The sequence below is a fragment of the Xanthomonas sp. NCPPB 2250 genome, assembly GCF_056725265.1.
The window spans coordinates 3,717,064-3,732,384 of sequence record NZ_CM161520.1 but is presented as its reverse complement, the minus strand read 5'-3'; the positions used below and the strand labels follow the sequence as shown (position 1 = coordinate 3,732,384).

The window sequence follows — 15,321 nt, the reverse complement described above, 5'->3', positions numbered from 1 at the left end:
CGCGGAAAACTTCCGTTCGCGCTAACCCGCTTTTTCGGGTCCCCGGTCCCGGGCCCCGGGTCCCGGTTTCACTCCCTGATCCAGGTCTGCGTCCGCCCCAACGCCTCGATACCGATGTAGCCACGCATCTGCAGCTTCTTGCCGCCGTCGGTCAGGGTGACCTTGGCCTTGTAGGTCTTGCCCTTGGCCGGGTCCAGCACCGAGCCGCCGTCCCACACCGCGGTGCCGTCGGGCTTGAGGCCCCACAGGATGGTCATGCCCTTGATCGGCTTGCCCTTGCGCTCGCCGTCGCACTTGTCGCACATCGGGTTGGGGCCGTGGTTGGATTGCAGGATCTCGACCACCTTGCCGCTCAGCGTGCCGTTGGCGGCCTGTTCGATCTGCACGATCGACTTGGGCTTGCCGGTTTCGTCGTCGATGGTCTGCCAGCGGCCGACCGGCGAGGTGTCGGCGGCGTGCGCCATGAATGCCGCCGCGCTCAGCGGCAGGGCCAGCATCAGGGTCTTGAAGGTCGTGCGCATGTTCCCCTCCCGAGGGATGTCCGGTGCGGCCGGCGCGATGCCGGCCTGATCCGACTGTATACCCAAGCGTATGGTGCTGGGAATCCGCACTGCGGCATGCGGTTCAGCGTGGTCGGCCGCCGGCGTTCAGCCGTGCTCGTACAGTTCCAGCGGCAAGTCGTCGGGATCGGCGAAGAAGGTGAAGCGGCGGCCGGTGTACGCGTCCACACGGATCGGTTCGACTTCCACGCCGTGCGCCTGCAGGTGCGCGACGGCTGCGTCCAGGTCGCGCACGCGCAGCGCCAGGTGGCGCAGCCCGCAGGCTTCCGGGCGGCTCGGTCGCGGCGGTGGCGCGGGGAACGAGAACAGTTCGATCTGGCTGCCGTCGGGCAAGGCCAGGTCCAGTTTCCAGGAGTCGCGCGCGTCGCGGTAGACCTCGGCGATCACCGGCAGGCCCAGGATGCGGCAATAGAAGTCCTTGGAGCGCGCGTAGTCCGACGCGATGATCGCAACGTGGTGCAGGCCGTCCAGGGTCAGGCTCATCGGCACAGCGCCTGGCCGAACTGCAGTACATGGCCGTCCGCATCGCGGATCGCGAACTCGCGCATGCCGTAGTCGAAGTCTTGCAACGGATAGACGATGCGCCCATGCGGATGCAGCCGCTGCCACCAGGCATCGACCTCGTCGGTGCGGAAGTACAGCGAGCAGGCGGCGCTGGCAATGGAGGTGTCGGCCTCTGTGTGGTGCGCGGCCAGCATCAGTGCCAACGGGCCGTGCCGCAGCGACACCCAGCCCGTCGCCACTGCGCCGCCTTCGAGGCGAAACGCCAGGGTTTCGGTATAGAACGCCAGTGCCGTAGTCAGGTCGGCACAGCGCAGCATCGGGGTCAGCGTCGTGAAGGTCATGCGCTGAGTCGGGGCGAGCGAAACGGGGCAATCCATTGGAGAAGCATAGCGCAGCGGTGCGGCCGCACCGCTGCGCGTGCCGTCTGCGACACTGCGCATTCCGTCGCTGCGAGGCCGCGCCATGCCGCACAACCCGCTCGCCGCGCTGCTGGCCGAGGACCGGTGCCTGGTGCTCGACGGCGCGCTGGCCACCGAACTGGAGCGTCGCGGCTGCGATCTGCGCGATCCGCTGTGGTCGGCGAAGATCCTGCTGGAACAACCGGACCTGATCCGCCAGGTGCACCAGGACTATTTCGCCGCCGGTGCGCAATGCGCGATCACCGCCAGCTACCAGGCCACGCCGCAGGGTTTCGCTGCGCGCGGGATCGACCTCGCGCACTCGCAACGCTTGATCGCGCGCAGCGTCGAACTGGCGCAGCAGGCACGGCAGGCGCAGCTCGCGCTGCATCCGCAGGCGGGCCCCTTGCTGGTCGCCGGCTCGGTCGGTCCGTATGGTGCATATCTGGCCAACGGGTCCGAGTACCGTGGCGACTATGTGCTGACGCCGGCGCGAATGCGCGATTTCCATCGCCCGCGCATCGCGGCCCTGGTCGCGGCCGGCGTGGAGTTGCTGGCCTGCGAAACGCAGCCGTCCTTGGCGGAAATGGCGGCCTTGCTGCAGGTGCTGGAGGAGTTTCCTCGAATTGTCGCCTGGTTCGCCTGCACCCTGCGCGATGCAGCCCACCTCAGCGACGGCACGCCGTTGCGCGAGGTGGTGGCGTTGCTCGACGGCCACCCGCAGGTGGTCGCGCTCGGCGTCAACTGCGTCGCGCCGTCGCTGGCCACTGCGGCGTTGCGTCATCTGGCGACGCTGACACGCTTACCGCTGGTGGTGTATCCGAACGCGGGCGAGCGTTACGACGCCGAGCGCAAATGCTGGCAGGCCGACAGCGCCGATGCCGGCACCCTGGTCGACCACCTCGCCGCCTGGCGTGCGGCCGGCGCCCGCCTGATCGGCGGCTGCTGCCGCACCACGCCGCAGGACATCGCGCAGCTGGCGCGGCGTCTGGCAGCGATGTAGAGAGGGCGGGTTGCCTTGCACGCGACGTACGATGGCTTCGCAGCCGGTTTTCAGGCCGTGTCGGCGCTGATCAATCGCCTTGGCCGTTTGTGGGAGGGACTTCAGTCCCGACGCCCTTCACTGCAACGCGTCGGGACTGAAGTCCCTCCCACAAGGGGGGCATGCGCGCCCAGTGCCCTGATGGGACCGGTGTGCGATCCTCACCGAAAGGAATGGGCGCAACGGGACGGCCATTGCATCAACGGGACATCGCTGCAGTTCCCACTGCCGTCGCGCTGCAATTGCGGCAGCCGGCGTGCCAGGGAACTGCACTGTGGGAGGGACTTCAGTCCCGACGCCGTTCGCGCGAATGTGGGGGGTCTGATGGTTCTGAAGAGGGGCGACGATCGGGGGCGGAATGCCGCCGATGCGGCCTTTGCGGCCGTCGTAGGAGCGGCTTCAGCCGCGACCGGGCTTCACCAGGAAGGCCCCATCGCGGCTGAAGCCGCTCCTGCCACGATCCCGCGACGTCTCAGGTCGCCTGTTCCGCGGGAGGAGCGGCTTCCCGCTCACCCCTGCTTCTTGCTCGCCACCCAGCGCTCGATCTTTTCCTGCAGCACGTTCAGCGGCACCGAGCCGTCCTTCAGCACTTCGGCATGGAACTCGCGGATGTCGAACTTGTCGCCGAGTTGCGCGCGCGCGTAGTCGCGCAGCTGCATGATCTTCATCTCGCCGATCTTGTAGGACAGCGCCTGGCCGGGGATGGCCATGTAGCGCTCGGCCTCGGCTTCGGCGTCGGTGCGACTGGTGGCCGAGTTCTGCAGCATGTAGTCGATCACCTGCTCGCGGGTCCAGCCCTTGCTGTGCACGCCGGTGTCCACCACCAGGCGGATCGCACGCCACAGCTCGTTCTGCAGGTAGCCGAAATAGTTGTAGGGATCCTGGTACAGGCCCAGGTCCTTGCCCAGCGATTCGGCGTACAGGCCCCAGCCTTCGATGAAGGCGGTCTCGCCGCCGAAGCGGCGGAACTTGGGCAGGTTGGTCAGCTCCTGCTGCAGGCCGAGCTGGAAGTGGTGGCCGGGAATGGCCTCGTGCAGGTACAGGTCTTCCGCATCCCAGGTCTTGCGGCTGGGCAGGTCGTAGGTGTTGACGTAGAAGATGCCGGGGCGGCCGTCCTCGCTGGGGCGCATGTACGAGCCGCTGGCCGCCGACTGCGCGCGATACGGCTCCACCGGGCGGATCTCGAACGCGGCCTTGGGCTTGAGCGAGAACATGCGCGGCACCGCCGCGTCGACCCGGCCTTCCAGGCCGCGGTAGTAGGTCAGCAGCTCGTCCTCGCTCTTGAAGGTGAAGCGCTTGTCGGTCTGCATGAACTTGAAGAACTTCTGCATCGAGCCGCGGAAGCGCACCTGCTTCATCACCGCCTGGATCTGGCCCTGGATGCGCGCCACCTCGTCCAGGCCGATCTGGTGGATCTGGGCGGGGGTCAGGTCGGTGGTGGTGCTCTGGCGCACGTTCCAGGCGTACCAGGCATCGCCGCCGGGCAGGGCGCCGATGCCGGCGGTATTGCGCGTGGCCGGCAGGTACTCGGTGGCGATGAAGCCGCGCAGCGCGCGGTAGGCGGGCATGATCCGGTACTCGATCATGCGCTTGTATTCGGCGGTGATGCGCTGCTTCTCGGCCTCCGGGATGTCCGCCGGCAGGTTGCGCACCGGGCCCCAGAACAGGCTCTCCTCGGCGGTGGGCTTGATGATCGCATCGAGCTGCGGCAGCACCTTCTCCATCAGCGCGCGCGGCTGCACCACGCCGGCCTTCATGCCTTCGCGCATGTTGGCGATGGCCTGGTCGAACAGCGCCGGAATGCCGAGCGCGCGCCGCGACCAGTTGTCGTAGTCCTTGACCGTGCGGAACGGCTGCGCGCCGGTGCCCGAGCCGAGCATCACCATGATGCTGCCGACGTTGTAGAACTGGTTCACCGGCTGCATCCAGCTCGGGTACTTCTCCGCCTCCAGCGCATTGCGTGCGTCGCCGACGAAGATCTCGTAGCTGAGCAGGTCCTGGCCGCTGAGGCCGTCCTTGCCGATCGCCTCGGCCTTGCCCAGCCACTCCACGGTGAAGTCGTGCGACTGCTGGCGGAACGCGGCCGAGAGGAAGTTCGGCAACTGGTCGTTGTAGCGGCTGTCGCCCTGGAAGGTCGCCTGCAGCGGATTGAGCTTGAGCGAGGCTTCCCAGTAGTCGTCGTAGAGCCGGTTCAGCTGTTGCGCCTTGGTCAGCACCACCGGGGCCGGCGCCGGCCGCGCCTTGCGGGCCTTGCTCGCCTTGGCGCGGGTCTGCGCGGTGGTCTGCTTGGTGGTCTTCTTCTTGGCCGCGTCCGCCGGGGCCGCCAGCGACAGGCTCAGGGCGGTGGCGATGGCCAGGGACAGCAGGCGGGAAAAGCGGGGCGGCATTGCGGGCTCCAACGACAAGCGAGCGGGGAGCTTGCCCGATCCGCACCGCCGAGGCCACCCATGGCCGCTGCCTGCGGGCGCCCACCGCCCTGTCGCGGGCGGGCGCCGTGCCGCGACGGGCCAGGCGGCACCGGCGTCTGCGGCGCTGCACGACGGCCGCGCGCAAGCGCGTGCGCTGCGCTCGCGCGTGTGCCGGCGTTCAGTCGGCGGCGGCTTCCTCGCGCAGTTGTTCGGCGCGTTCGGGGCTCAGGTAGTCGGTGATCAGCCGCCGCATCAGGTACAGCAACGGGATCAGCAGCACCGCCAGCAGCATCTTGCAGATGTAGTTCAGCGTGCTCACTGCCAGGAACAGCGGCATCGACCAGTGCTGCGGGCCGAGCACGAAGGCGATGTAGATCACCACGAAGCTGTCGATCAGCTGCGAGACCGCAGTGGAGCCGGTGGCGCGCAGCCACACGTGCTTCTCGCCGGTCACGTTGCGGATGCGGTGGAACACCGCCACGTCGATCAACTGGCCGGCCATGAACGCGACCAGCGAGCCGGCGATGGTCCACATGCCCTGGCCGAACACCGCGGCGAACGCGGCCTGGTAGTCGGGCACGCCCTGGTTCTGCGCCGCGGTGACCCAGAAGCCGGCCGGGGCCAGCGCGATCGCGGCGAACGCGAACAGGAAGCCGTAGCCGATCAGCGCCACCGCCAGCCAGGAGATGAAGCGCACGCCACGGCGGCCGAAGAACTCGTTGATGGTGTCGGTGAGGATGAACACCAGCGGCCACAGCAGGGTGCCGGCGGTGAAGTTCATCGAGCCGGTCTGCCCGAACAGGTTCCAGTTCAGCGGCGCGATGCCCAGGGTGTCTTCCAGGGCGAAGATCTTGACCCCGATGAACTCGGCCAGCGCGGCGTTGACGCAGAAGAAGGCCGCCAGGGCGATGAACAGCCGGACCGCGCGATCGTCGAGCGTGCCGCGGCGCATCGGCGTCAGCGGTCCACGGTGCGGGTGAAGGGCACGCTCTCCGGCGATACCGCGCCGCCGGAGATGATGAAGCTCATGGCCTGGTCCACGCTCCAGTCGGTGGGCGTGAGCAACTCAACCGGCACGATCTCCAGGTAGCCGGAGGTCGGATTGGGCGTGGTCGGCACATACACCGCGGCCAGCTCGCGGCCGGTGCCGTGTTCCTTGATCACCCGCGTCACCAGGCCCACCGACTTCATGTCCCGGTGCGGGAAGTCGATCAGCACCACGCGCTGGGTGCTGCCCGGCTGGGTCTGCAGGATGTCCACCAGCTTGCGCACGCTGTCGTAGACCACGCTGGCCAGCGGGATGCGGCGCATCACGGCCTCGAACCAGCGCAGCAGGCGCTGGCCGATCATGCGCCGGCTGAGGATGCCCACCAGCAGGATCACCGCCAGGGTGGCGATCAGCGCGATGGTGTTCTGCACCCATTGCGCGGTGGCCCAGCCCAGCTCGCGCGGGAACGAGGCGGCGATGCGCGCCGACAGCGGCACCACCCAGGGGCTGCTGATGCCCGAGAGCAGCACGAACACGAACTTGACCACGACCCAGGTCAGCCAGATCGGCAACAGGGTCAGCAGGCCGGTGAAGAACAGCCGTTGCAGGGACGGGCGGGGGGTGGGAGCGGAGAGATCGGGCGACATCCGCGTAGTGTAGCGGCGCGTGATGGCCGTTGGTGCGGCGCCGCATGGTCTCGCGGCGCGGTCGTGCAGCTGCGATTGGGCCGGGGCCCGCCCACGCAGCCCGCTTCGCGGCGCCGCGCACGCTGACGGCGCGGTCGGTAGCGCATGCCATGTGTGTCGGCCTGCGCAGAGGCGGCGCCGGCCTTGGCGAACCCGCGGGCGGCAGGCGCGCTAGCGCGGCGGCTTGCGCTTGACGTACAGCTGCTTGCGCGTTCGCGCCACCACCTCGCCCTGGGCATCGACGACGTCGGTCTCGAACCAGCGCAGATGCTTGTCGCCGCCGGCGGTGGCGGCGCGCAGTTCGTCCAGCAGCGCCTGGTCCAGATCGAACTGCGCGCTGACCGTGCCGCGCCCCGGGCGCACGAACTCGATGCTGCCGGCCTTGTCCCAGACGTAGTAGTCGCGCCCCAGGTTCTGCATGGTCAGCAGCATCCAGAACGGGTCGGTCATGGCGAACAGGCTGCCGCCGAAATGGGTGCCCACGTAGTTGCGGTTCCACGGGCGCATGCGCAGTTCGACCCGCGCATGGCGATAGTCGGCGCTCAGTTCGGTCACATGGATGCCGGCGCACAGGAACGGCGGCCACAGGTTCAGGCCCAGGCGGAACAGCGATGGCTTCATTGCGTGGCGGTGGGTGGATCGGAGTGCGGCAGAGTACCAGACGCATGCGTATGGTGTGCTGGTGTCGCGTCGCTGAGCGCGTAGCCGTCGCGTCCGTCGCGCTTGACCCGGTACAGCGCCGCGTCGGCGGATTCGAAGAACGCGCGCTCCGACGTGAGCGTTGTCGCGGTGGCGCTGTGCACGCCCAGGCTGGCGGTGATGGCGACGCTGCCGTTCGGCGCGCGCAGCGACAGCCCGCGGATCTCCTCGACCAGCGCCGCGGCGATGCGGCCGGCATCGGCGGCATCGGTGGCGGGCAGGATCATGGCGAACTCGTCGCCGCCAAAGCGCGCGGCGACCTCGCGCGGATGTCGCGCATGCCGCGCCACCGCGGCGGCCACCAGCTTCAGCGCGCGGTCGCCGGTGCGATGGCCCAGGGTGTCGTTGTAGCGCTTGAAATGATCCACATCGACGATGATCAGCGTCAGCGGCCGGCCGCTGCGCCGCGCCTCGTCCAGCGCCTGGGCGAAGGCCTGTTCGAAGCCATGGCGGTTGACCAGCCCGGTCAGGGCATCGCGATGCGCCTGGCGGCGCCAGCGTGCCGCGTGCAGGGATAACTGGCCGGCGGCGACGATGGCCAGGGCGACCAGGGCCGCCCCTGGCGCGAACCAGCGGCTGCCGAGCAGCAGCCACAGCAGGCTGCCGCCGGCGACCACCGCCATGCTCGCCAGCGGCACCAGCCAGCGCCCTCGGCGCCCACCGGCGCACTGCGTGCCCAGGCAGGCCAGCAGCACCAGCAGCGCGGACCCGGCCACCTGGGCCGTGCGCGACGACGGCAGGATCGGGTCGCCGCGCAACAGCATCGCTGCGACGTTGGCCTGGTATTCGGGCGCGCTCATCCAGCGCGCATCGGACATCGGCGTCATCACCCGCTGCCCCAGGCCGGTGGCGGTGACGCCGACGATCGCCAGGCGTCCGCGCAGCGACTGCAGCGGAATCCGGCCCTGCACGACGTCGACGTAGGACACCTGCGCGAACGGTGCCGACGGCGCGGCGAAACGCAGGCCGATGTAGTCCGCGCGATGCCAGGCATAGGGCGCGTCGCTGGTGGCCGGCGCCGGCGGCAGCGCGCGGCCGGTGAGGGCCGCGGCCAGCGCCGGCCAGTGCGCACTGCCCAGCCCGGCGCGCAGGTAGACGCCGCGCGCGATGCCGTCGGCATCGACGGCGAGGTCGGTGTGCGCCAGCGCCGCCGCCGCGGTGGCGATGGCGGGGATCGGCAGCAGCTCCTGCGGCATGTCCGCACCGCTGGCGCTGCCGATCACCGGCAGCACGGTGCGGCCATTGCGCCGCAGCGCCGCGGCCAGGCGCGCATCGTCGTCGGCGTGTTGCAGGTCGGGTTCGCTGAACAGCAGGTCCAGCGCCACCCGCTCGGTGCCCGCTGCGCTGAGCCGGTCGAGCAGGCGCGCGTGCAGGTCGCGTCGCCATGGCCACTGGCCCAGCGCCTGCAGGCTGCGGTCGTCGATGGCGATCAGCAGCAGGCGCGGATCGGCCGGACGCGGCGCCTGCGCGATCGCTGCGTCGTACAGCGCGTTGTCCAGTCGCGCGGTGACATCGCCCAGGCTCAGTGCCACGGCCAGTGCGGCCGCGGCGAGCGCCACCAGCACGCCCCGCAGCAGCCCGGCGTTCACAACGCCAGCCACAGCAGCAGCGCGCCGCCGGCCGTGCCGAGCTTGCAGTAGCGGCAGGGCAGGTCCAGCGTCTGCGGCGTCGAGAACGGCGCGGCCTCGCCGTCGGCGTCCAGGGTCTGGATGCGCACGTACCAGGTGCCGCGGCGCGGCCGCGGCAGCGCGACCTGCGGCTGCGTCACGGTGCGTTCGAGCAGGCCGCGGCGGAACCCGGGATCGCGCGCCAACTGCACCCGGTAATGGCGCGCGTCCGGATCCGGCTGCCAGCGCAGGGTCAGCGTGCCGCGCTCGGCCTGCGCCGGCGCCAGCCCGGGATCGACCGGCGTATCGCTGAGATGCAGCGTCAGTGCCTGCCCGAACGGGCCTTGCCGGCCTTGCGCATCGCGCGAGGCGAGGCGCCAGAAGTAGGTGCCGGGCGGCAGGGGCTGCGGCGCGCGCAGATGGGTCGCGTCGGTCTCCTGCTCCAGCAGCAGGTCCTGGAACTGCGCGTCGCGCGCCAGTTGCAGCACGCTGCTGCTGGCCTCCGGGTTGCGGGTCCAGGCGAAGCGCGGCCGCGCAATGCGCAGTTGCTGCTCGTGCAGCGGCTGCACGGTCAGCGGCGGTAGCGGCGTGGCCGAGACCTGCAGCGGCTGCTCGGCGTCCTCGCCTTCCACGCCGGTGGCGGTGACGCCGCGCAGCAGGAGCCGCAGATTACCGGCCGGCAGCGCGTCCAGCGCCAATGCGGTGGCCTCGGTTTCCTGGGCGAAGCGCAGCACCTCGCGTTGCTGCGCGTCCACCGCCTCGAGGCGGTAGTGGCTGGCGCCGGCCAGCGGCGCCCAGGCGAGCAGGTAGGGCGGGCGCTGCAGGCGACTGTGCGCCAGGTCCAGGGTCGGCGCCGGCAGCAGCGCTTCCTGCCGCGGCGCCGACCCGGTGGCGACCCGCGCCGCCTCGCCTGGCTGCAGCAGGCGCTGGCCGCCCTGGTCGGCGACGCGTACCGCGCCCTGCAGCACCTCGGTGCTGGCGAACGCGCTGTCGCTGCCGGCGCCGACCCGGAAGCGGGTGCCGCGCACGCTGCTGGTGCTGGACGGGGTCTGGATGATGTAGCGCGAGGCGGGCCCGGTGGCGGGGATGACGTCGTTGCTGGTGCGGCCCTTTTCCAGCCGCACGCGGGTATCGACCATGCCGGTGGCGCCGTAGCGGACGAGCTGGTCGAAGCGCACCAGGCTGTTCTCGCGCACCTGCATGCGCGAGCCGTCGGCGAACTGCACGGTGGCGCTGGCGTCGGCGCCGGTCTGCAGCGCGCTGCCGATCGGCAGCGGCATGCCTTGCTGCGCCGACAGCGTCGCCTGGTCGGCGGTCTGCACGCTGATCTGCCCACGCAGGGCGACCAGCCGCGCCGGCGCCGGTTGTACGCGCAGCCAGGCGATCGGAAACCGCAGGCGCGATCCCGGCACCAGCCGCTGCGGATCGGCGACCTGGTTGTGCTGGCCCAACCGCGCCCAGTCCATGCCCGGGCGCAGATACAGCCGGCCGAGATCCCACAGCGTGTCGCCGGGGCGCACCCGGTAGTGCCAGTCCTGCGCCATCGCGGTGGGGGCGAGCAGCAGGCCGATCCAGCACAGCAGGCCGGCCAGCCTGCGTGCGCCTGCCCACGAGGTGCGGGTGGGCGAGGCCATGCGGCGATCGAACTGGTTCACGGCATACATCCGGCAAAAGACCAGGCCGGCGCTGCCTGCGGGGCTGCAGACAGCGTTCGTCCCTGATCGCGGCATCCTGGGGTCAGGCCGGGTCGCGTCCGTCCGTCGCAGCGGCTGGAGACGCCGTAGTCAGCCGCTGGACCTGAGATTGTAATCTCAGAACAACAGGGCGGACATCTTGCGGCGGTACTGCCCCACCAAGTCCTCGTCCTCGATCACCCGGAACGCATCGATCAGCGCCTTCTTCGGCAGGCCGTCCTCGAACGTACGATCCTGGCGCAGCATCTCCAGGAACTGCTCCAGCGCGGCGGCGTCGTCGCCGCCGACCAGGTGGCGCACGCCCAGCAGGTAGCGCGCCTTGAGATCGGCCGGGTCCTGCGCCAGCGTGGCCTGCAGGGTCTCCAGCGGCGGGGCGGCCTGCAGCGCACCGACAAAGCCCAGCCGCGCCCGTGCCCGCACCGCGCGCTCGTCGGTGGCCAGGTTGGCCGGCAGCGCATCGATCAGGGTCTCGGCCTCGGCGGCGGCGCCGACCTTGACCAGGGCCAGGGCCAGATCCAGCTTCAGTTCGTCCTTGTCCGGCTCGGCCGCCACCGCCTCGCGCAGGCGCTGCACCTCGGCCTGCGGATCCAGCGGCGCCGCCGGCACGTCCTCGGCCGGTTCCTGCGCCGCCAGCGGCGCGATCCCGTGCTGGGTCAGGAACTCGCGCAACTGGCCCTCGGGCAGGGCGCCGGGGAAGCCGTCGACCAGTTGCCCGCCCTTGACCAGGAACACCGTCGGCACCGAGCGGATCTGGAACGCCGCGGCGATCTGCTGCTCCTGGTCCACGTCGACCTTGGCCAGCACGAAGCCGCCGTTGTACTCGGCCGCCAGCTTTTCCAGGATCGGGCTCAGGGTCTTGCACGGGCCGCACCAGGGCGCCCAGAAGTCCACCAGCACCGGGGTCTGCAGCGAGCGCTGCAGCACGTCGGCTTCGAAGGTCTCGGTCTTGGCGTCGAAAACGTGGGGCGTGTCGGACATGGGCAGTGTCATCGCAGGCGAGAGGACGCTCTGTATGGAGGCGCGGCGGCGCCGATGCAAGGGCGGCGGCGTCGCGCCACGGATGCCGGCCGCGGCCGCAGCGGCGACAATGCCGGGTTTCAGGCGCCATGGCGGCGCGAAAGGACGGTAACGGATGGGCGAGGTGAGCGAACGGGTGGTGCGCTGGATCGGGCCGCTGCTGGCGGTGGCCGCGGTGGCGGCAATGCTGGGCTTCGGCGCGGTGCTGCCCGGCTATCTGCCGTGGTCGCATCCGCTGGCCCTGCTCGGTGCGCGCGGCATCCCGCATGCGGGGGCATTCAACCTGCTGGCATTCGTACTGCCCGGGTGCCTGGCGATGGGACTGGCACTGCGGCTGCTGCGCCGCGCCGGCCGCCACGCGCCCTGGTCGCTGCGGGTCGGTGGGCAGTTGCTGCTGCTGGCCGGCCTGGCGTTCGCCGGCATGGGCCTGCTGCCGCTGGACCCGACCGACCTGGACGCGCGCTCAACCCAGTTGCATGCCAGCGCCTGGTTGCTGTGGGTGGTGGCCCTGGTGGCGGCCGCGGCCCTGCTGGGGCTGGGCGCGCGCCGCGATCCGGCCGCGCGCGGCTGGGCCGCGCTGGCGTTGGCGATGGCACTGCTGGTGACACTGGGCGCGTTCGCGCTGGATCGGCTGCTGTCGCCGGCGCTGGCGCAGCGGCTGGTGTTCCTGCTGTGGTGGGGCTGGCTGGCGTTGCTGGCCTGGTGGCCGGGGCCAACGAGGGTCCCGCACCGCGGCTGACCCGGTCGGGCTTGCGCAGTCGGCCGTCGAGGCGGGCTGCGGCAGGGGCGATGCCGGCGTGCGGCCCGGCGTCGCCAATCGCGTTGCAGCCGCGGTTCCGGCGCCTGCCAGGCGCCGCCGCGGCGTCCCGCGCCGCTGCCGCCCGTCGCCGGGATTGGAGCGGCTTGCCGCGCTACGGTACCCTTGGCCGCTTTGTTGCCGCCTGGCCCTTGCCCGTTTCCATGTCCGCCGTCGAGCCCACCGCCTACGACCCGCAGCAGGTCGAATCCTCCGCCCAGCAGTTCTGGGACGCCACCCGCGCCTTCGAGGTCGACGAGACCTCCGACAAGCCCAAGTTCTACTGCCTGTCGATGCTGCCGTACCCGTCCGGGGCGCTGCACATGGGCCACGTGCGCAACTACACCATCGGCGACGTGATCAGCCGCTACCAGCGCATGATCGGCAAGAACGTGCTGCAGCCGATGGGCTGGGACGCGTTCGGCCTGCCGGCCGAGAACGCCGCGATCAAGAACAAGACCGCGCCGGCGAAGTGGACCTACGCCAACATCGACCACATGCGCAGCCAGCTCAAGTCGCTGGGCTATGCCATCGACTGGTCGCGCGAGTTCGCCACCTGCCGGCCCGAGTACTACGTGCACGAGCAGCGCATGTTCACCCGGCTGATGCGCAAGGGCCTGGCTTACCGCCGCAACGCGGTGGTCAACTGGGACCCGATCGACCAGACCGTGCTGGCCAACGAGCAGGTCATCGACGGCCGCGGCTGGCGCTCCGGCGCGCTGGTGGAAAAGCGCGAGATCCCGCAGTGGTTCCTGCGCATCACCGACTACGCGCAGGAACTGCTGGACGGCCTGGATCAGCTGCCGGGCTGGCCGGAGTCGGTCAAGACCATGCAGCGCAACTGGATCGGCCGCTCCGAGGGCCTGGAGATCCAGTTCGACGTGCGCGACGCCGACGGCAGCGCGCTGGACCCGCTGCGCGTGTTCACCACGCGCCCGGACACGCTGATGGGCGTGACCTTCGTGTCCATCGCCAGCGAGCATCCGCTGGCGCTGCATGCGGCCAAGTCCAATCCTGAGCTGGCCGCGCTGCTGGCCGAGTTGAAGCAGGGCGGCGTCTCCGAGGCCGAGCTGGAAACCCAGGAAAAGCGCGGCATGGCCACCGGCCTGACCGCGGTGCACCCGATCAGCGGCGAGCAGGTGCCGGTGTGGGTCGCCAACTTCGTGCTGATGGGCTACGGCACCGGCGCAGTGATGGCGGTGCCCGGCCACGACCAGCGCGATTTCGAATTCGCCAGCAAGTACGCCCTGCCGATCCGCCAGGTGATCGCGCTGAAGGCGCCGAAGAACGACGACGAGCGCAGCTACGACCCGAGCCGCTGGCAGGACTGGTACGGCGACAAGACCCGCGAACTGGAACTGGTCAATTCCGCCGAGTTCGACGGGCTGGACTTCCAGGGCGCGTTCGAGGCGCTGGCCGAGCGCTTCGAACGCAAGGGCCAGGGCCAGCGCCGGGTCAACTACCGCCTGCGCGACTGGGGCGTCAGCCGCCAGCGTTACTGGGGCTGCCCGATCCCGGTGATCTACTGCCAGAGCTGCGGCGCTGTGCCGGTCCCCGAGGACCAGTTGCCGGTGCTGCTGCCGGAGAACGTGGCCCTGAGCGGCACCGGCTCGCCGCTGAAGACCGACCCGGAATGGCGCAAGACCACCTGCCCGCAGTGCGGCGCGGCGGCCGAGCGCGAGACCGACACCTTCGATACCTTCATGGAGTCGAGCTGGTACTACGCGCGCTACACCTCGCCCGGCGCCAAGGACATGGTCGACAAGCGCGGCAACTACTGGCTGCCGGTGGACCAATACATCGGCGGCATCGAACACGCGATCCTGCACCTGATGTACTTCCGCTTCTTCCACAAGCTGCTGCGCGACGCGCGCCTGGTGGACAGCGACGAGCCGGCGACCAACCTGCTGACCCAGGGCATGGTGATCGCCGAGACCTTCTACCGGCAGAACCCCGACGGCTCCAAGGACTGGATCAACCCGGCCGACGTGGACGTGCAGCGCGACGACAAGGCGCGGGTGATCGGCGCGGTGCACCGCGGCGACGGCCAGCCGGTGCTGATCGGCGGCACCGAGAAGATGTCCAAGTCCAAGAACAACGGCGTGGATCCGCAGGCGATGGTCGGCAAGTACGGCGCCGACACGGTGCGCCTGTTCTCGATGTTCGCCGCGCCGCCGGAGCAGTCGCTGGAGTGGAACGAGGCCGGCGTGGACGGCATGGCGCGGTTCCTGCGCCGGTTGTGGGCGCAGGTGCACAAGCACGTCGCCGACGGCGCCGCCCCGGCGCTGGACCCGGCCGCGCTGGACGCCGAGCACAAGGCGCTGCGGCGCAAGACCCACGAGACCATCGGCAAGGTCGCCGACGACTATGGACGCCGCCACAGCTTCAACACCGCCATCGCCGCGGTGATGGAGCTCACCAACGCGCTGGCCAAGTTCGACGACACCGGCGCGCAGGGCCGCGCGGTGCGCCAGGAAGCGCTGGAAGCGGCGGTGCTGCTGCTCAACCCGATCACCCCGCACGCCAGCCACGCGCTGTGGCAGGCGCTGGGCCATCCGGCGACGCTGCTGGAGGACGTGCCGTTCCCGCAGCCGGACCCGGCCGCGCTGGTGCGCGACGCGGTGACCCTGGCGGTGCAGGTCAACGGCAAGCTGCGCGGCACCATCGAGGTCGGCGCCGACACCCCGCGCGAGCAGATCGAGGCGCTGGCCCAGGCCGAGCCGAATGCGGCCAAGTTCCTGGAAGGGCTGAGCATCCGCAAGATCATCATCGTCCCCGGCAAGATCGTGAACCTGGTGGCGGCGTGAGCCGGCGCGCCGCTGCGGCCGCGTCGCGGCCGCGCGGTGCGGCATCAGGTCTCAACCCGCGTTCACGCGACGTGCGGCAGGCTAGCCGCCTGTTGCCGCGCCCAGCCGGCTCCTC

Annotated in this window: 13 protein-coding genes; 3 read left to right on the top strand and 10 right to left on the bottom strand. The window is 70.5% G+C overall.

The features are described from left to right. Positions 1–68: 68 nt before the first annotated feature. From AC1PMG_RS14880 to AC1PMG_RS14870, 3 genes are all read right to left on the bottom strand, one after another. The gene (locus AC1PMG_RS14880; protein ID WP_017910211.1) at positions 69–521 is read right to left on the bottom strand and encodes a DUF2147 domain-containing protein; all 453 of its coding nucleotides are present in this window, start codon (positions 519–521) and stop codon (positions 69–71) included. A 126-nt stretch (positions 522–647) separates the two neighbouring features. Continuing rightward, on the bottom strand, positions 648–1,037 hold the full coding sequence (gene gloA2, locus AC1PMG_RS14875; protein ID WP_481111680.1) for an SMU1112c/YaeR family gloxylase I-like metalloprotein: 390 nt from the start codon (positions 1,035–1,037) through the stop codon (positions 648–650). Positions 1,038–1,039: 2 nt separating this feature from the next. After that, positions 1,040–1,405 (bottom strand): VOC family protein, encoded by a 366-nt coding sequence (locus AC1PMG_RS14870; protein ID WP_342073348.1) that lies wholly within the window; start codon positions 1,403–1,405, stop codon positions 1,040–1,042. 121 nt (positions 1,406–1,526) lie between these two features. On the opposite strand from AC1PMG_RS14870, the gene mmuM reads away from it, so the two are divergent. Next, positions 1,527–2,465: a homocysteine S-methyltransferase gene (gene mmuM, locus AC1PMG_RS14865; protein WP_481109396.1), complete on the top strand. Its 939-nt coding sequence runs from the start codon at positions 1,527–1,529 to the stop codon at positions 2,463–2,465. A gap of 548 nt (positions 2,466–3,013) precedes the next feature. Here mmuM and AC1PMG_RS14860 read toward each other — a convergent pair. The 7 genes from AC1PMG_RS14860 to trxA all read right to left on the bottom strand — a co-directional run bounded on the left by AC1PMG_RS14860 (position 3,014) and on the right by trxA (position 11,564). Further along, on the bottom strand, positions 3,014–4,891 hold the full coding sequence (locus AC1PMG_RS14860; RefSeq protein ID WP_481109395.1) for a DUF885 domain-containing protein: 1,878 nt from the start codon (positions 4,889–4,891) through the stop codon (positions 3,014–3,016). A 199-nt stretch (positions 4,892–5,090) separates the two neighbouring features. Next, on the bottom strand, positions 5,091–5,864 hold the full coding sequence (locus tag AC1PMG_RS14855) for a queuosine precursor transporter (protein ID WP_481109394.1): 774 nt from the start codon (positions 5,862–5,864) through the stop codon (positions 5,091–5,093). A gap of 5 nt (positions 5,865–5,869) precedes the next feature. Next, entirely contained in the window at positions 5,870–6,547 is a 678-nt protein-coding gene (locus tag AC1PMG_RS14850) for a DUF502 domain-containing protein (RefSeq protein WP_481109393.1), read from the bottom strand. A gap of 210 nt (positions 6,548–6,757) precedes the next feature. Beyond that, entirely contained in the window at positions 6,758–7,207 is a 450-nt protein-coding gene (locus AC1PMG_RS14845; protein WP_295913265.1) for a DUF4442 domain-containing protein, read from the bottom strand. Further along, entirely contained in the window at positions 7,204–8,874 is a 1,671-nt protein-coding gene (locus AC1PMG_RS14840; protein ID WP_481109392.1) for a sensor domain-containing diguanylate cyclase, read from the bottom strand. The genes AC1PMG_RS14845 and AC1PMG_RS14840 overlap by 4 nt, the downstream gene beginning before the upstream one ends. Beyond that, entirely contained in the window at positions 8,871–10,547 is a 1,677-nt protein-coding gene (locus tag AC1PMG_RS14835) for a FecR family protein (RefSeq protein WP_481109391.1), read from the bottom strand. Before AC1PMG_RS14835 ends, AC1PMG_RS14840 begins: the two co-directional genes overlap by 4 nt. A 156-nt stretch (positions 10,548–10,703) precedes the next feature. Next, positions 10,704–11,564: a thioredoxin gene (trxA, locus tag AC1PMG_RS14830; RefSeq protein WP_267093757.1), complete on the bottom strand. Its 861-nt coding sequence runs from the start codon at positions 11,562–11,564 to the stop codon at positions 10,704–10,706. A 154-nt stretch (positions 11,565–11,718) separates the two neighbouring features. Between trxA and AC1PMG_RS14825 the strand changes: the two genes are divergently transcribed. Together AC1PMG_RS14825 and leuS are read left to right on the top strand one after the other, a co-directional pair. Further along, a complete protein-coding gene (locus AC1PMG_RS14825; protein ID WP_481109390.1) occupies positions 11,719–12,342 on the top strand; it encodes a DUF998 domain-containing protein in 624 nt (207 codons plus the stop codon). 221 nt (positions 12,343–12,563) lie between these two features. Next, positions 12,564–15,206, top strand: coding sequence for a leucine--tRNA ligase (gene leuS / locus AC1PMG_RS14820; RefSeq protein ID WP_481109389.1), 2,643 nt, complete (start codon positions 12,564–12,566; stop codon positions 15,204–15,206). Positions 15,207–15,321: the final 115 nt, after the last annotated feature.

What these genes read in the sequence shown, in the direction of transcription:
- AC1PMG_RS14880 (WP_017910211.1), bottom strand. Translation starts at nt 521, where the DNA reads ATGCGCACGACCTTCAAGACCCTGATGCTGGCCCTGCCGCTGAGCGCG.
- AC1PMG_RS14850 (WP_481109393.1), bottom strand. Translation starts at nt 6,547, where the DNA reads ATGTCGCCCGATCTCTCCGCTCCCACCCCCCGCCCGTCCCTGCAACGG.
- AC1PMG_RS14825 (WP_481109390.1), top strand. Translation starts at nt 11,719, where the DNA reads ATGGGCGAGGTGAGCGAACGGGTGGTGCGCTGGATCGGGCCGCTGCTG.
- mmuM (WP_481109396.1), top strand. Translation starts at nt 1,527, where the DNA reads ATGCCGCACAACCCGCTCGCCGCGCTGCTGGCCGAGGACCGGTGCCTG.
- AC1PMG_RS14845 (WP_295913265.1), bottom strand. Translation starts at nt 7,207, where the DNA reads ATGAAGCCATCGCTGTTCCGCCTGGGCCTGAACCTGTGGCCGCCGTTC.
- AC1PMG_RS14855 (WP_481109394.1), bottom strand. Translation starts at nt 5,864, where the DNA reads ATGCGCCGCGGCACGCTCGACGATCGCGCGGTCCGGCTGTTCATCGCC.
- leuS (WP_481109389.1), top strand. Translation starts at nt 12,564, where the DNA reads ATGTCCGCCGTCGAGCCCACCGCCTACGACCCGCAGCAGGTCGAATCC.
- AC1PMG_RS14860 (WP_481109395.1), bottom strand. Translation starts at nt 4,891, where the DNA reads ATGCCGCCCCGCTTTTCCCGCCTGCTGTCCCTGGCCATCGCCACCGCC.
- trxA (WP_267093757.1), bottom strand. Translation starts at nt 11,564, where the DNA reads ATGTCCGACACGCCCCACGTTTTCGACGCCAAGACCGAGACCTTCGAA.
- AC1PMG_RS14870 (WP_342073348.1), bottom strand. Translation starts at nt 1,405, where the DNA reads ATGACCTTCACGACGCTGACCCCGATGCTGCGCTGTGCCGACCTGACT.